The sequence below is a fragment of the Mesorhizobium sp. M0296 genome, from assembly GCF_040321675.1.
Taxonomy (GTDB): domain Bacteria; phylum Pseudomonadota; class Alphaproteobacteria; order Rhizobiales; family Rhizobiaceae; genus Mesorhizobium.
Window position 1 is genome coordinate 20232 of the sequence record NZ_JAMYRZ010000015.1, and the last position, 14820, is coordinate 35051.

The 14820-nt window shown below is 61.7% G+C and carries 14 protein-coding genes; 4 read left to right on the plus strand and 10 right to left on the minus strand.

Annotated features, from left to right (window positions below; genetic code table 11):
• Window positions 1–339: 339 nt before the first annotated feature.
• Window positions 340–864 carry a GcrA family cell cycle regulator gene (locus NKI97_RS16340; protein WP_023677348.1) on the plus strand — a complete coding sequence of 175 codons (525 nt, stop codon included), beginning with the start codon at window positions 340–342 and terminating at the stop codon, window positions 862–864.
• A 158-nt stretch (window positions 865–1022) separates the two neighbouring features.
• On the opposite strand, the gene NKI97_RS16345 is transcribed toward NKI97_RS16340, so the two are convergent.
• From NKI97_RS16345 to NKI97_RS16355, 3 genes are all read right to left on the minus strand, one after another.
• Window positions 1023–2030 (minus strand): magnesium and cobalt transport protein CorA, encoded by a 1008-nt coding sequence (locus NKI97_RS16345; protein WP_352680454.1) that lies wholly within the window; start codon window positions 2028–2030, stop codon window positions 1023–1025.
• Window positions 2031–2146: 116 nt separating this feature from the next.
• On the minus strand, window positions 2147–2872 hold the full coding sequence (gene phoU / locus NKI97_RS16350; protein WP_023677346.1) for a phosphate signaling complex protein PhoU: 726 nt from the start codon (window positions 2870–2872) through the stop codon (window positions 2147–2149).
• Window positions 2873–2989: 117 nt separating this feature from the next.
• Complete coding sequence (locus tag NKI97_RS16355) at window positions 2990–4252, minus strand: sensor histidine kinase (protein WP_352455149.1); 1263 nt, start codon at window positions 4250–4252, stop codon at window positions 2990–2992.
• 197 nt (window positions 4253–4449) lie between these two features.
• Here NKI97_RS16355 and ppk2 point away from each other — a divergent pair, with 197 nt between their 5' ends.
• On the plus strand, window positions 4450–5352 hold the full coding sequence (ppk2, locus tag NKI97_RS16360) for a polyphosphate kinase 2 (protein ID WP_352448642.1): 903 nt from the start codon (window positions 4450–4452) through the stop codon (window positions 5350–5352).
• A 24-nt stretch (window positions 5353–5376) separates the two neighbouring features.
• On the opposite strand, the gene NKI97_RS16365 is transcribed toward ppk2, so the two are convergent.
• The 3 genes from NKI97_RS16365 to NKI97_RS16375 form a co-directional block, all read right to left on the minus strand.
• Window positions 5377–6126 carry an enoyl-CoA hydratase-related protein gene (locus tag NKI97_RS16365; protein WP_023677343.1) on the minus strand — a complete coding sequence of 250 codons (750 nt, stop codon included), beginning with the start codon at window positions 6124–6126 and terminating at the stop codon, window positions 5377–5379.
• Between the two features lie 15 nt (window positions 6127–6141).
• Complete coding sequence (locus NKI97_RS16370; protein ID WP_023677342.1) at window positions 6142–6780, minus strand: acyl-homoserine-lactone synthase; 639 nt, start codon at window positions 6778–6780, stop codon at window positions 6142–6144.
• Window positions 6781–6877: 97 nt separating this feature from the next.
• A complete protein-coding gene (locus NKI97_RS16375; protein ID WP_023677341.1) occupies window positions 6878–7609 on the minus strand; it encodes a helix-turn-helix transcriptional regulator in 732 nt (243 codons plus the stop codon).
• Between the two features lie 269 nt (window positions 7610–7878).
• Here NKI97_RS16375 and NKI97_RS16380 point away from each other — a divergent pair, with 269 nt between their 5' ends.
• The gene (locus tag NKI97_RS16380; protein ID WP_352448641.1) at window positions 7879–8730 is read left to right on the plus strand and encodes an ABC transporter substrate-binding protein; all 852 of its coding nucleotides are present in this window, start codon (window positions 7879–7881) and stop codon (window positions 8728–8730) included.
• A 14-nt stretch (window positions 8731–8744) separates the two neighbouring features.
• Here the strand turns inward: NKI97_RS16380 and NKI97_RS16385 are convergent, their stop codons facing one another.
• Window positions 8745–9155: a tellurite resistance TerB family protein gene (locus NKI97_RS16385; protein WP_352448640.1), complete on the minus strand. Its 411-nt coding sequence runs from the start codon at window positions 9153–9155 to the stop codon at window positions 8745–8747.
• Between the two features lie 246 nt (window positions 9156–9401).
• Between NKI97_RS16385 and NKI97_RS16390 the strand changes: the two genes are divergently transcribed.
• Complete coding sequence (locus tag NKI97_RS16390) at window positions 9402–11057, plus strand: lysine--tRNA ligase (RefSeq protein WP_352835322.1); 1656 nt, start codon at window positions 9402–9404, stop codon at window positions 11055–11057.
• On the opposite strand, the gene NKI97_RS16395 is transcribed toward NKI97_RS16390, so the two are convergent.
• The 3 genes from NKI97_RS16395 to NKI97_RS16405 all read right to left on the minus strand — a co-directional run bounded on the left by NKI97_RS16395 (window position 11020) and on the right by NKI97_RS16405 (window position 14817).
• Complete coding sequence (locus NKI97_RS16395) at window positions 11020–11859, minus strand: thermonuclease family protein (protein ID WP_352448638.1); 840 nt, start codon at window positions 11857–11859, stop codon at window positions 11020–11022. The two genes, NKI97_RS16390 and NKI97_RS16395, sit on opposite strands and share 38 nt — an antisense overlap.
• 11 nt (window positions 11860–11870) lie before the next feature.
• A complete protein-coding gene (locus tag NKI97_RS16400) occupies window positions 11871–12515 on the minus strand; it encodes a S24 family peptidase (RefSeq protein ID WP_352448637.1) in 645 nt (214 codons plus the stop codon).
• 82 nt (window positions 12516–12597) lie between these two features.
• Window positions 12598–14817, minus strand: a complete 2220-nt coding sequence (locus NKI97_RS16405) for a 3-hydroxyacyl-CoA dehydrogenase NAD-binding domain-containing protein (protein WP_352835386.1) — start codon at window positions 14815–14817, stop codon at window positions 12598–12600.
• Window positions 14818–14820: the final 3 nt, after the last annotated feature.

Consider the following 14820-nt stretch of genomic DNA (forward strand, 5'->3'; position numbering starts at 1 on the left):
ACCGGAAAAATCAAAAAGCCGCCAAAGCGGCGGCCCTTGTGGCTTATCGTGTTTTTCGGCCGTGAAGTCAACGAAAAGGTCGCGCAAGGTCGCGCGGCAAGCCCCCCAGCATAACGCCGGCTCATAAGCGACCGGGCAAGTTGGGGAAAACCGAAAAAACCGATTCGTGTTTGCCTTGGGACTCTTGTCACCGAGTCAGCGCATAAGGTAATTGTAGTAGAGAAATAACTAGATTTCGTGCGGCGGACCTAATCACCCGATATATGTGGTGTCTGCCCGGCAGAAGCCGGGTCGGGAATGGATTCCGATTGCCGCACGTTTCAGCAGGAGCGCGGTCTCATGAACTGGACTGACGAGCGAGTCGAACTTCTCAGAAAATTGTGGTCGGAGGGCCTCAGCGCCAGCCAGATCGCCGCACAGCTTGGCGGGGTCAGCCGCAATGCGGTCATCGGCAAAGTGCACCGGCTGAAACTGTCCGGTCGCGGACGCACGACCGCCTCACCGGCACGCCAGAAGAAGACGGTGCAGGGATCGACGATCCAGAAATCGGTGTCCCGGGCAGCAAGCGCCACGCGCCATGCCACCACCTCGATGTCGATCGGTGCGACCGCGCTCAAGGCGCAGTTCGATGCCGAACCGGTGGCGCGCCACTATATCCGCCCGGTCGAGAACGTCGTCGTGCCGATCTCGCGGCATCTGCAACTTGTCGAACTCAACGAGCGCACTTGCAAATGGCCGAACGGCGATCCGCTTTCGGAAGACTTCCATTTCTGCGGCAACGACGCCGCCGAAACCGGCCCCTACTGCAAGTACCACGCCCGCGTGGCGTTCCAGCCGGCATCGGAGCGGCGGCGGAGCAGATAGTTAGGGGAATAGGGGAGTAAGGCAGTACGGCAGTAGGTGAATTGTAGAGAAGCGCGCTCCCGAAGCGATAGCCTACTGCCCTACTGCCCTACTGCCCTACTGCCCTACTGCCCTACTGCCCTACTGCCCTACTGCCCTACTGCCCTACTGCCCTCGCTTCAAAGCCACCCATTCTTGCGAAACCGCCAGTAAAGAAACGTGCAGATCAGGGCAATTGTCGCCAGGACGGCCGGGTAGCCATATTCCATCCTCAGTTCCGGCATGTCGCTGAAATTCATGCCGTAAATGCCGGCGAATGCCGTCGGCACGGCCAAGATTGCGGCCCATGAGGCAAGCTTCTTGGAGATCGCCGTCTCCTGGCTTTGACCGACCAGAAGGCTCGCCTCGAAGGCGAAGGCGAGAACCTCACGCAGGCTGTCGATCTTTTCCTGGACAGTGCGGATGTGGTCGGTGACGTCGCGAAACAGCGGGTGCATGGCTGTGTGGATTTGCGGCAGATCGGCGCTGGTGAGCCGCCGGCAGACCTCCACCAGCGGCAGGGCCGCATTACGCAGGCGCAAGAGATCGCGGCGCAGCATATAAAGCCGTTCGATATCGGAGCCGGTCATCGGTTTCAGCAGAACCTTGTCCTCGATCGCCTCGACCTCGTTTTCGATCTGCTCAAGCACCGGCATATAGTTGTCGACGATGAAGTCGAGAATGGCGTAGAGGACGAAATCCTCGCCCTTGGCAAGGGAATGTGGGCAGCTTTCCCAATGCTGGCGAACGGCGGCGTAGGAGGTCGACGGGCCATGCCTGACGCTGACAATGTAGCCCGCGCCGACGAACAGATGCGTCTCGCCGAAGGTGACGCGGCTGTCGATCAGCTGCGCCGTGCGGGCAACGATGAACAGGGCATCACCATATTGCTCGATCTTCGGTCGCTGGTGCGGATGCTCGGCGTCCTCGATCGCCAGCTCATGCAGATGAAATTGCGCCTGGACGCGCAGCAACAAATTGCGGTCGGGCTCCAGCAGTCCGATCCAGACCACGTGGCCCGGCTTCCCGGCCCATTCGCCGGCTTCCTCGATCGGAATGTCGGCGATGCGCCGCCCAGCCGTATAGACGCCGCAAGCGATTATACCCGACATCGGCGGCGCAGGAGCAAACTCGCGGACGTATTCCATCGCAGCCTCCTGAAGGCGGGGCCTTCATCGCGGAACTGAGAAGTCGGCGCGTCGAAAGCTTAGCGCAATTTTCTGTCAGGTGGCGAATCCGAAATTCGCATCAGTGCTGAGAGAACTCACTTCGCTGGTTGGGTTGCGGGAAGAATAATCTTGTCCGTCTTGTCGCCCTTCGGACGATCGGCCGGCATCTGATCGCCGGTGACGATATAGTAGATCGTCTCGGCGATGTTGGTAGCGTGGTCGCCGATGCGCTCGATGTTCTTGGCGCAAAACAGGAGATGTGTGCAGGGCGTGATGTTGCGTGGGTCTTCCATCATGTAGGTCAGCAATTCGCGAAACAGAGAGGTGTACATGGCGTCGATCTGGTCGTCGCGGTCGCGCACGAAACCGATTTTCTCCACCGACCGCGACGCATAGACGTCGAGTACTTCCTTGAGCTGGGTCAGTGCCAGATTGGCCAAAGCCTCGAGGCCGCGGAACAGGCTGTTCGGCTGGCGCCCGTCTGCGACGGCAACCACCCGCTTGGCGACGTTCTTGCCGAGGTCGCCTACCCGTTCGAGGTCAGCCGAGATGCGGATCGCGCCGACGATCTCGCGCAGATCCGTCGCCATCGGCTGGCGTTTGGCGATGATGATGATCGCCTTGTCGTCGATCTCGCGCTGTCCCTCATCCAGAACCAGGTCGTCCCGAATGACTTTCTGGGCAAGCCCCGGATCCGCATTGACCAGCGCCGCGACCGCCTGCTCGACCATGCGCTCGGCATGCCCGCCCATCGCCGCGATGCGCTTCGACAGATATTTCAGCTCCTCGTCATAGGCGCTGACGATATGCACGGACTGCATGGACGAAATGCCTTCCCGGGATCTCGTGGTTGAGTCGTTCCCTCGAATCCCCGCTGATACGCTAGCCGGATGACAGAAAAAAGAAACGGCCCATTATGTGCTAGAGATAGTACTACGTTAGCGAGCCGGCAAATGGACCGTGAACGCCGCACCCTTGCCGACCTCCGACCTGATGGAGAGCCTGGCGTTGTGGCGGGTCAGGATATGCTTGACGATGGACAGGCCAAGGCCGGTGCCCTTCTGGGTTCGGCTGTTCTCGACGTCGACGCGGTAGAAGCGCTCGGTGATGCGCGGGATGTGCTCTTCGGGGATGCCGGGGCCGAAATCCCTGATGGTGACGTCGATGCCCGGTTCGGGATCGCTGTCGCTGCGTATGATCGACACCACGACGCGTCCGCCCGACTGACCATATTTGCAGGCGTTTTCCAGCAGGTTTTCGAAGACCTGGAAAAGCTCGTCCCGATCGCCGGGCACGTCGAGCGGCCCTTCCGCGAAATCACGCTCGATGACGACGCCGTTTTCCTTTGCGAGCGGCCCAAGCGAATCGATGACGCTGTCGATGGCCTGGCGCAGGTCGACCTCGGTTCCCGGCTTGAGATAGGGCTTCATCTCCAGGCGCGACAGCGACAGAAGGTCGTCGATGAGGCGCGCCATGCGGCTGGTCTGGTTCTGCATGATCTGCAGGAACTGCTCGCGCGCCGCGGGGTCGTTGCGGGCCGGCCCGCGCAGCGTCTCGATGAAGCCGGCGATCGAGGCGAGAGGCGTGCGCAGCTCGTGGCTGGCATTGGCAATGAAGTCGGCACGCATTCTGTCGATCCGGCGCGCCTCACTCTGGTCCTTGAACACCAGCACGTAGAGATCCGTGGCATGGCCGACTGAAGACGCGCTCACCCGATAGGCTCGTTCGACCGGCAGCTTTTCTATGTAGTCGACGCTGTCCGAAGCGACGTTGCCCGCCAAGATACTATCCAGCAAGGCCTGCATTTCCGGCGCGCGGAATTTCAGCGACAGCGACATGCCGGGCGCAATCCCGCCGAAGGCGGCAAAGGCAGCAGCGTTGGCGTGGACGATGGCGGCGGAGCGATCGAAAATGATCAGCGGATCGGCAACCGCCGCCGCGAGATATTCGCCGGAAAGTTGTTGCACGCTCGACTCGATGGCCGCGGCATTTTCGGTCGATTGGCGGGCGATGCCGGCCGGCAGCATCGCAGCGGCAACCAGCACGGCGCCAGCCAGCAGCACCACATAGCCAGACATGCCGGCAAAACCATAGACCATCAGAACCGCAACGAGGCCGGCCGCCAGCAGCCAGCGGCTGTTCCACAGCCGCATGGCGACGGCTTGCGCCCTGCCTCTCCGCTCTGTGCCGATGTCGGCCATTTGCGCTCCGTCTGCGGCCACTTCAAGAACTTCTTGCTGGACCGGCGCTAGAGCGCAGTGCGTCCAATTGGACGCACAAAGGACGCTCTACCACTTTATCTGCTGCATCGTTCTTTCCGAAAATCGATTCCGATTTTTGGGCCGATGCAGTAAGGCTCCCAATAGCACGAGTCCGGAAGCTGGAAAGGTTCGCCTCGATGAAAAACGCTAAGGAAAGCCCCGCCGCACCCTCATCGGGGCCGCTGAAGATCATGATCGACGGCAAGGAGAGGGCGTTCGACATCGAGGCCCCCGCGCTTCCCGACTGGGTCGGGGACCGCAAGCTCACCGCCGGCGGTTACCCTTACGACAAGAAGATGAAGAGCGAGGAGTATGACGAGAGGCTAGAGAAGCTGCAGATCGAGCTGGTCAAGGCGCAGGCGTGGCTGCAGTCGACGGGCAAGCGGGTAATGTCTCTGTTCGAGGGGCGCGACGCTGCCGGCAAGGGCGGCACGATCTTCGTTTTGCGCCAGTATCTGAACCCTCGCACGGCGCGCAACGTGGCGCTGACCAAGCCAACGCCCACCGAGCTTGGACAATGGTACTTCCAGCGCTACGTCGACCACTTCCCGACGTCGGGCGAATTCGTCACCTTCGACCGCTCCTGGTATAACCGCGCCGGCGTTGAACCGGTGATGGGATTCTGCACGCCCGAGCAGCACGAGCAATTTCTGGACGAGGTTCCGCATTTCGAGCGGATGATCCGCAACGAGGGCATACATTTCTTCAAATTCTGGCTGAACATCGGCCGGGAAACGCAGCTCGAACGATTCCACGACCGCCGCTGGAGCCCGCTGAAGAGCTGGAAGTTTTCGCCAATCGACATCGCCGGCATCACCAAATGGGACGAATACACCAAAGCGCGCGACCTGATGGTCGAGCGCACGCACAAGGAGTTCGCGCCCTGGATCATTGTGCGGGCGAACGACAAACGGCGCGCGCGGCTGGCCGTCATGCAGCGCATTCTCCTTTCGCTTCCCTATGACGGCCGCGACCTCGACGTCATCGGCAAGGAGGACAAGAAGATCATCGGCGAAGGGCCGACTTTCCTCGAAAAATAAGCTCACCTCATCGATACGCGGCTCTCATGCCGCCAGCCGGGCAATCCGCTGCAGTCGCTTCAGCGTGGTGTCGTCCTGCAGCGCCTGCTGGAAAAGCGAGATCTCCTGGTCGATGCGGTCGCAGAGCGCGCCGGTGTCGCCCCTAAGCAGGTCGCGCGTCTGTAGCAGCGCCGCGACAGGCTTCTTGGCGAGTTGCCTGGCTCTTGCCAACGTGGCTTCCTCGACGCTGCCGTCCGTCACGATCTCGCCGACAAGGCCCAGTGCCCTGGCATCTTCGGCGGCGAGCGTGTCGCCCAGGCAGAAGAAGCGGAACGCCCCGGCATAGCCGAGCTTCTGCGGCGCCAGAATGCTGGTCGCCGCGTCCGGCACCAGGCCGAAATCGACGAACGGCACCCGAAACGTGCTCTTGCTCGAGGCGATCACCATGTCGCAGTGGAACAGGATGGTGCAACCGACGCCGACGGCGTCGCCGTCGACACAGGCAAGGACCGGTTTCGGGAACGTCGCCAGCGTGCGGAACATATCGGTGACGGCGGCGATCAGTCGCCGATGTTTGGTGGCGTCGAGAAATTCGGAGAAATCGGCACCGAGGCAGAAGCACCCGGCCAAGCCGCGCAGGACCACGACGCGGACGTCGTCGTCGACAGCGGCTTCGTGGAATGTTCTGGCCAGGCTTTCATAGGCCCGCCTGTCCAGCACCGGACGGCCGTCACCCGACGATACCGTGACGATCAGCGTGTGATTGCGGAATTCTGCTTTTGAGTGAACGTTCATGGCCTCTCTCCAATCTCACGAGGCGCGTCTCTGTCCGAGCATGTCCGGGTACCCTCTGGCCAGCACCGGCGCAAAGTGGTTGCGGCGCGAACGCACCACGTCGAGCGTGTGCTCGTTGAAGGTGAGCAGTGTGGCAACCACCTGCTGGTTGCCATAGGTACGCTGGTAACCGAGCGGCGTTGCCAGGAAATGCAGCTGCAGCGCGCGAAGCACCCACATCGGCTCGAATTCGATGATCACCTGGTTGACGTTGCGCTTCAGACCCCACTCGACGAAGCCGGCGATCAGCTCGGTGCCGACCGTCGACACGCCGCGCCGACCGTCGCGGAATCCCGGCGCAACCGCATAGCGGGTCAGTTCATAGACATTCGGGCCCGACGGTGGGGTTCCCTCATAAAGGTCCGCCAGCACATCGGTTAGAAGATGTGCCCGGGTCGTCGGCAACATCCGCTGATAACCGGCGAGCTCGCCATTGCGGATGACGATCTGGTGCACTGCCTCGTCGTGGTCGAATTGATCGATCTCGAGGCCATCAGGGCGCTGCAGATCGGTCCATCCCATCTCTTCGACGAAAACTCTGTAACGCAAACGATGAACTGCCTCCCAGAGGTCGGGCCGTTCCATCAATTCCTGGGTCGTGAGGGAAAAAAGCATTTGCCGTCTCCTAGTTTCAATAGGAAGATACGGCCGTGCTTTCCCAAAAAAATTACGCGATCACGCAAGCAAGAATTTCTAGGCCGGCGCGGCCGACCTAGTTAATATAGCCGCGCCTTATCGCTTCCGCGACGGCCTGGACCCGGTTGACGGCACCGAGTTTGCTTTTGGCGTTAAGAAGGTGTTTCTCTGACGTGTGTTCCGAAATGCCGAGAATTTGTGAAATCTCCCATTCGGACTTGCCGACAGCAGCCCATTGCAGGCATTCGCGCTCACGCGGCGTTAATTCGACATGATCGATGGTTTTGCCCGCCATGGTGTGGAGCTGCATTGCGCGGCCAATCGCATAAGTCGAGACCAGCGACACCAACCCGAACTCGGCACTCGACAATTCGACAGCCTCGCCGCCTAGCGACACCATGACGATCTGGCCATCGAGCGTGATTAGCGGGAAGGCCAACCCGTCGCGCAGCTTGAATTCGCCGGCATCGCCCATCACCTCGCCGCCGCTCTTGCCGATGCGGATGCCCTGAGATGCTTCCCGCCACTGGAATGGCGCTTGAAGCTGCTTCATGTGGCTGACGACGGGGTCGTGATCGACGTAGTTGCGCGCGACGTAGCGCTCAAGCCATTCAGCCGGCCAGTCGCAGAGCAGCACATGGTCCTTTTGCTGGTTTCTCGGCGTGCCAGGTTGCGGAACCGTCCCGGCCATCAGCGCCGTCAGCCCGAACCCGCTTGTTACCCCCAGCAGCTTTTCGCAGACGGCGGCGGCTGTGCCGGCGTGCTGCAACTGATCTATCAACTCCAGCGTACGATCGAAATGACCCATCGCAACATCTACCCCATGTTGCCTTCCGCTCTTGACGCCAATGGCAGTGATCAACCCGCACCACGCCATCAACCCCGGACTGCAAAGCTGCCTCCCCTGTGCGTCCTACTGCTCCTCTTCAGCCGGCATCACGCAGTCACTTGCAAACTCACTAAACAATATCCCTAAATTGCAATGATGAAACCAAAAACCGTCGTACCTGTGTTTTTTTCGTACAAAAACCTGTTATTTCGTACGAAAGCCGGGGCAAGACCGGACGGAGTCGTCGCGTGGCGTTTCGGCGCATATCCATTTCATTGATCTCGATATTGATCGGAGCGCAATCGCTTGCGGTTGCTGCGCTCGCCGCGGAGCCGCAGGTGCCGGTGTTCTGGGACGCCAAGGAGCGGCTGCCAAAGCCGGACCTTTCGATGCTGCCGCGGCTGCGATTCCTGACCACCACGGATTTCCCGCCGTTCAATTTCCTCGATGGGGCAGGCCGGCTGTCGGGCTTCCATGTCGACCTGGCGCGCGCCATCTGCGCCGAGCTCGGCATTGCCGAAAAATGCCAGATCCAGGCGCTGCCCTGGGCCGAGCTCGAAGGTGCGCTCGAGAAAGGCGAGGGCGAAGCGATCATTGCCGGCATCGCCGCGACGCCGGAGTCGCGGTCGAAATACGCATTTTCACGCTCCTACCTGCAATTTCCGGCACGCTTCATCATGCTGAAGACACAGGCGCTGACCGAACCAATGTTCGACAAGTTGCGCAGCAAGCGTGTCGGCGTGATCGCCAGCTCCGCGCACGAGCGGATGCTGCGCGATTATTTCGGCGACGTCCAAATCGTCCCGTTCGCAAAGCCGGAGGAGCTTTATGGCGAGCTGAAAGCCGGCAAGATCGACGCCGCCTTCGGCGACGGCATGCGTTTCGCCTTCTGGCTCGGCGGTTCGGATGCAGCGGGCTGCTGCCGCTTTGCCGGCGGCCCCTATCTGGCGCCCGAATATCTCGGCTCAGGCATGGCAATCGCCACCAGGGCCGACGATCCGGCACTGGCCGCCGCTTTCGACTACGCGCTGCAGGAAATCTCGGTGAAAGGCACGTTCGCCGAGTTCTATCTGCGCTATTTTCCCGTCAGTTTTTTCTGAGCTTGGCCGCCGGCTCAGGTCAGCGTGCGAAGGCGGGCCTTGGCGGCTCGCGCAATGGCGGCGACCGCCAGCGCATCGAGGTCGAGTTCCCGGCGGACGAGCTGCAGGACGCGCACCTCCTCCAGGCGCATTTCGAGATCGACAGCTGCGACCTCGAAGGCGGCGGCATAGGCGGTGTCACGCAGGCGTTCGGGCAGCGCCTCGGCGACGCGCGCCAGGACGCCCTCCAGCCCATCCTTTTCATGCAGCATTTTCTGGCAGGCCTGGGCGACCTCGACCAGCCGCTCCTGGTTGAAATCCTCAAACACCGGCCAGGATCGAACGACGTCGCCGATCCGCGCCAGTTCGACGTCGGTCATGTCGCGGTCTGACGCCGAGGTGATGACCATCAGGTAGATCATGGCTTCGTGTGGCGACAATGGCATTTACAACTCCTTGAGATGGTCCCGAAGTTAGGAACGAGGGACCGGCGCCGCAAGGAAAAACAGCCGCGATCGTTGGCGCTCCGATCACGCCTTGGAACTTGATCCATCCTGACTATCGGGACGGGGGCTCTTAATCTTCTTGCCTGATCACGGTCCTGCCCGAAAACCGGGTTCCACTTTTCGGGATCATGGTCTAGAGCATGCGGCTGCCGGCATGGATGCTGGCAAAGTTGCAGGAATAGCATCATGGCCGAACAACAGCCGATCGATCTCAGCCCGGAAGTCCTCGCCGCCGCCGCCGAAAGCAAGGCGTGGCCATTCGAGGAAGCGAAAAAGATCGTCGCCCGCTATGCGAGCAGCGGCTACCCGGAAACGGTGCTGTTCGAGACTGGCTACGGCCCGTCCGGCCTGCCGCACATCGGCACGTTCGGCGAGGTGGCGCGCACATCTATGGTGCGCCACGCCTTCCGCGTGCTGACTGAAGACAAGGTCAAGACGCGGCTGCTGTGCTTCTCCGACGACATGGACGGATTGCGCAAGGTGCCGGACAATGTGCCTAACAAGGACATGCTGCGCGCCTATCTCGGCAAGCCGCTGACCAGGATACCGGACCCGTTCTCCAATGAGTATCCGTCCTTCGGCGCCGCCAATAACGCACGGCTGCGCGCTTTCCTCGACCGTTTCGGCTTCGATTACGAATTCGCTTCCTCGACCGACTATTATACTTCCGGCCGCTTCGACGCGACGCTGCTCAAGATGCTCGAGCGCTTCGATAGGGTGATGGCAATTATGCTGCCGTCACTGCGCGAGGAGCGGGCGCTGAGCTATTCGCCCTTCCTGCCGATCCATCCCAAGACCGGCATCGTCATGCAAGTCGCGATCGACGAGCGCAAGCTCGACGCCGGCACCATCGTGTGGCGCGACCCGGACACCGGCGAGCGCTTCGAGACGCGGGTGACCGGCGGTCATGCCAAGCTGCAATGGAAGCCAGATTGGGCGATGCGCTGGGCAGCACTCGGCGTCGATTACGAGATGTCCGGCAAGGATCTGATCGATTCCGTCAAGCTCGCCGGGCAGATTTGCCGCGCGCTCGATGCTCCGGCACCGGAGGGCTTCAATTATGAGCTGTTCCTCGATGAGAACGGCCAGAAGATATCGAAGTCGAAGGGCAATGGGCTGACCATCGACGAGTGGCTGACTTACGCGCCGACCGAGAGCCTTAGCCTTTATATGTTCCAGCGCCCGCGAACCGCGAAGAAGCTTTATTTCGACGTCATCCCGAAGGCGGTAGACGAATACTACACGTTCCTCTCTGCCTATCAGAGGCAGGACTGGAAGGAGCGGCTGGGCAATCCGGTCTGGCACATGCATGACGGCAATCCCCCGGCAGTCGACCTGCCGGTTCCGTTCTCGCTGCTGCTCAACCTGGTCAGCGCCTCGAATGCGCAGAACAGGGACGTGCTGTGGGGTTTCATTTCGCGCCACGCGCCGGGTGTGACGCCGACAACCCATCCCGAGCTCGACCGGCTGGCCGAATATGCCATCCGCTATTTCGACGATTTCGTGAAGCTGGCGAAAGTGTACCGTGCTGCCGACGCGGTCGAGCGCGAGGCGCTGACCAAGCTTTCGGAAGCGCTCGCCGAGCTGCCGGCTGATGCCGACAGCGAGGCAATCCAGAACGCTGCCCTCAATGTTGCGCGCAAGATCGAGCGCTACCAGGATCATTCCAAGCAGAGCCCGGAGGGCGGACCCGGTGTCTCCGTCGCCTTCTTCCAGATGATCTATCAGGTGCTGATAGGTCAGGAACGCGGGCCGCGCTTCGGCTCCTTCGCCGCGCTCTACGGCATCGCCGAAACGCGCGAGCTCATTCAGCGGGCGCTGGCTGGTCAGCTGGCGGCATGAGGACGCCGTCTTGCTCCTCCAGGATCGAGCTAGGCGCTACAGGCGCGGATCGCGACGCAGCAGCCGGGAGCGGCGGCAGGCCTGAAACGCTCGGCGCCGGCCCGAAGACGCCTTTTTTTGCTGCACGCGCCTTCTCGCCGGCTTCTACGTAAGGGCCGCCCTTGGCGGCGCGCGCCCAGCCATTTTCGACCAGCCATTGGCCGATATCCTGATTGCCGATCCGGCACTCGGCGGCGATCAGATCACGACCGCCTTCGGGCGGCACGGCACAGACCACCGCACGACTGCGGAGAAAGGCGCGGAAGGCCGTTCGCGCCCGAATGCCGCAATTCCAGGACTCGCCGCCGTCGGTGCAAGTCTCCTCCTGCTTGACGATGTCGATACCGGAAACCGCAATCGAATAGCCCTTTGCTTCGATGACCCCGGCGGCCGACGCGACGGGCTGGAATAGTTTCGTGCCTTTCCAGTCGTCGGGCATTTTCGTTTTTGGCGGCTTGGGCGGTCCGGCCAATGCCAGATCGCTCAACGGGGCGCGCGGCTCTATCCGTTCAAGCTCGTTGGAACCGAGCTGCGGCGGCACCACGATTTCTGGATCGATTGCCCTCGAATGCGCCGCCTGCTTGGCCGGCACTGATTTCGGGATGGCCGACGTAGCCGGCGCGGCGGGCTGCGGTTCAGCGCCGACCTGGATTTGCTCCCAGGGGCCGCCGCTTTCGCTCTGGACGGCGCGGCCGCCGGCGACAATTGCCGTGGCCATCGCCGGGATCGCCAGAACAGCCAAGGCAAGGTGAGGCAGACGCACCGGCCCCGCGCCTACTGGCTTGCCCAGACAATCCGCGCCACCCATTCGACATCGCGCATGGGGATGTCGCGGTCCGGGTGATCGGGATTGAGGGAGACCAGCGCGATCGACCTCGGTGTCTGGCGGTCGAGCACCTTGGCCATCACCTCGCCGGCATTGGTCTTGACGACGACGCGATCACCCTTTCGTATGGTAGCCCCTGGCTCGACGATCAGGACATCGCCATTGCGATAGAGCGGCAGCATGGAATCGCCCTGGACCTTCAAGGCATAGGAGGTTTCGGTTGCCCGTGCCGGAAGCTCGATCAGGTCCCATCCCTGCCCCGCTGGAAACCCGGCGTCGTCGAAGAAGCCACCGGCGCCCGCCTGGGCGAAGCCGAGCAGCGGCACCGACGATCTCTGCACGGGTAGTGCGTCGGAATTACCCCGACCCTCGACCAGCCCCGCAAATTCATCCAGCGAGGCGCCGGTCGCCTCGATGATCTTGGCCAGCGATTCGGTCGACGGCCAGCGCGGCCGTCCATCTGAGGACAGCCGCTTCGATTTGTTGAAGGCGGTCGAGTCGAGGCCAGCGCGCCTGGCCAGTCCAGAGGCCGAAAGCGAATAACGCTCGGCAAGAGCGTCGATGGCGGCCCAAACGCGGTCGTGCGAGAGCACCTTGCTCTTCCTTCGAAACAGGAAAAAATACCTTCCCTGTTCTATCCCTTGGCCGCCATCTTGTCCACCGTCGAAGACGGCGTCACGCCGCCTCCTTGGCCTCGTTTCTGGTATAAGGATCGAAGCGCTCGTAGAAGGTCTCGCCCTTCTCGGCCATGTCGAGCAACAGCTTCGGCGCCTTGAACTCGGCACCGTATTTCTTCTGCAGGCCTTTGGCGATCTTAGCGAATTTTTTCGCGCCGATGCCGTCTATGTAGGACAGTGCACCACCGGTATAGGGCGCGAAGCCGAAGGCCAGGATCGAGCCGACATCGGCCTCGCGTGGGTCGGTAACGATGCCCTCTTCCATCACCCGTACCGCCTCAAGCGCGATGGTGACCAGCAGCCGCTGCTTCAGTTCCTCATAATCGACCTGCTCCGGCGACAGCTGCGGGTAGAGGTCCCTGAGGCCTGGCCACAGCTTCTTCTTGGCCGGTTTTGCCGGATAGTCATAGAAGCCCTTGCCGTTCTTGCGGCCCAAGCGACCATGCGTGTCGACCATCGTGTTGATCAGCGCCATCTGCTTCGGGTCGACCGCCTTGTCGCCGAGGTCGCGCATGGTCTGCTTCATGATCTTCTGGGCAAGGTCGATCGCAGTCTCGTCGGTCAACGCCAGAGGACCGACCGGCATGCCGGCGGCCTTGGCCGCGTTTTCGATCATCGGCGCCGGAACACCTTCGATCAGCATCTTGTAGGCTTCCGACATGTAGCGCAGCACGCAGCGATTGACATAGAAGCCGCGCGTATCGTTGACGACGATCGGCGTCTTCTTGATGGCGCGGACGAAGTCGATCGCGGTGGCCAGCGCCTTGTCGCCGGTCTTCTTGCCGAGGATGATCTCGACCAGCATCATCTTGTCGACCGGCGAGAAGAAATGAATGCCGATGAAATTCTTCGGGCGCGCCGAATTCCTAGCCAGCGATGTGATTGGGATGGTCGACGTGTTCGACGCGAAGATCGCCGACGGCTTGAGCACAGCCTCGGCCTGTTCGGTGGCATCCTTCTTGACGGCCGAATCCTCGAACACCGCCTCGACCACAAGATCACAGCCGGCAAGATCGGCGTAATCGGCCGTCGGCGTGATCAGCGACAGCAACCGATCCTTGTCCTGCGGCTTGGCACGGCCCTTCTTCACCTGATCCGAGATAAGGGTCTCGGAATGCGCTTTGCCCTTGGCGGCGGACTCCATGTCGCGGTCGAGCAGCACCACCGGGATGCCGGCCCTGGCCGTCACATAGGCGATGCCGGCGCCCATGAAGCCGGCGCCGAGTACGCCGATCTTCTTGAACTTCGTTTCCGGCACATCGGCCGGGCGGCGCGCGCCCTTGTTCAGTTCCTGCAGCGACACGAACAACGAACGGATCATCGCTGCCGCTTCCCTTGTCTGCATGATCTCGGTGAAATAGCGTTGCTCGATCCGCAAGGCGGTGTCGAACGGCACCAACAGGCCCTCATAGACGCATTTCAGGATGGCGGCAGCGGCGGGATAATTGCCATAGGTCTCTCGGCGCAGAATGGCGATGGCCGGGGGCCACAGATTGGCACCGGCCACCGAATAGATCGGGGCGCCGGGCAGCTTGAAGCCCTTTTCATCCCATGGCGCCACCGGCTTCAAGCCGTTCCTGATCATCGCCTTGGCGGTTTCGACCAGCTTGTCCGGCTCGGCAATCTCATGGATCAGGCCCATCGACTTGGCCTTCTGAGGCGACAGCGTCTGGCCGGACGTCAGCATTTGCAGCGCCTGCTGCTGGTCGGTCAGCCGTGGCACGCGCTGGGTGCCGCCGGCGCCCGGAAAAATGCCGATCTTCACTTCGGGAAGCGCCATCCTCACTTTGTCTGAATCGGCCGCGACACGGCCATGGCAGGCGAGCGACAATTCGAACGCGCCACCCATGCATGTGCCGTTGATCGCCGAAACCCATGGCTTTCCCGAAGTTTCCAGCTTACGGAACAGGCCGTTCATGGTGCCCGCATTGTCGAACAGCGCCTTGGTCGCCTTCTCCGGGTCCTTCGCCTTGTCGGCGGCGAAGGTCGCCAGCATCTTCTGCAGCATGGTGATGTCGGCGCCGCCCGAGAACGTATCCTTGCCGGAGGTGATCACCGCGCCCTTTATCGCTGCATCGCTCGCCACTTTGTCGACGATGGTATTCAGTTCGAGCATCACCTCCTCGGTGAAGACGTTCATCGAACGGTCCGGCATGTCCCAGGTGACCAGCGCAATGCCGTCGGCGCCGATGTCGAGGGTGAAATTGGTGTAGCTCATCAT

Excerpts from the sequence above, each read along its gene's own strand:
- NKI97_RS16340 (WP_023677348.1), top strand. The coding sequence starts at position 340 with ATGAACTGGACTGACGAGCGAGTCGAACTTCTCAGAAAATTGTGGTCG.
- NKI97_RS16345 (WP_352680454.1), bottom strand. The coding sequence starts at position 2,030 with ATGGAATACGTCCGCGAGTTTGCTCCTGCGCCGCCGATGTCGGGTATA.
- phoU (WP_023677346.1), bottom strand. The coding sequence starts at position 2,872 with ATGCAGTCCGTGCATATCGTCAGCGCCTATGACGAGGAGCTGAAATAT.
- NKI97_RS16355 (WP_352455149.1), bottom strand. The coding sequence starts at position 4,252 with ATGGCCGACATCGGCACAGAGCGGAGAGGCAGGGCGCAAGCCGTCGCC.
- ppk2 (WP_352448642.1), top strand. The coding sequence starts at position 4,450 with ATGAAAAACGCTAAGGAAAGCCCCGCCGCACCCTCATCGGGGCCGCTG.
- NKI97_RS16365 (WP_023677343.1), bottom strand. The coding sequence starts at position 6,126 with ATGAACGTTCACTCAAAAGCAGAATTCCGCAATCACACGCTGATCGTC.
- NKI97_RS16370 (WP_023677342.1), bottom strand. The coding sequence starts at position 6,780 with ATGCTTTTTTCCCTCACGACCCAGGAATTGATGGAACGGCCCGACCTC.
- NKI97_RS16375 (WP_023677341.1), bottom strand. The coding sequence starts at position 7,609 with ATGGGTCATTTCGATCGTACGCTGGAGTTGATAGATCAGTTGCAGCAC.
- NKI97_RS16385 (WP_352448640.1), bottom strand. The coding sequence starts at position 9,155 with ATGCCATTGTCGCCACACGAAGCCATGATCTACCTGATGGTCATCACC.
- NKI97_RS16390 (WP_352835322.1), top strand. The coding sequence starts at position 9,402 with ATGGCCGAACAACAGCCGATCGATCTCAGCCCGGAAGTCCTCGCCGCC.
- NKI97_RS16405 (WP_352835386.1), bottom strand. The coding sequence starts at position 14,817 with ATGAGCTACACCAATTTCACCCTCGACATCGGCGCCGACGGCATTGCG.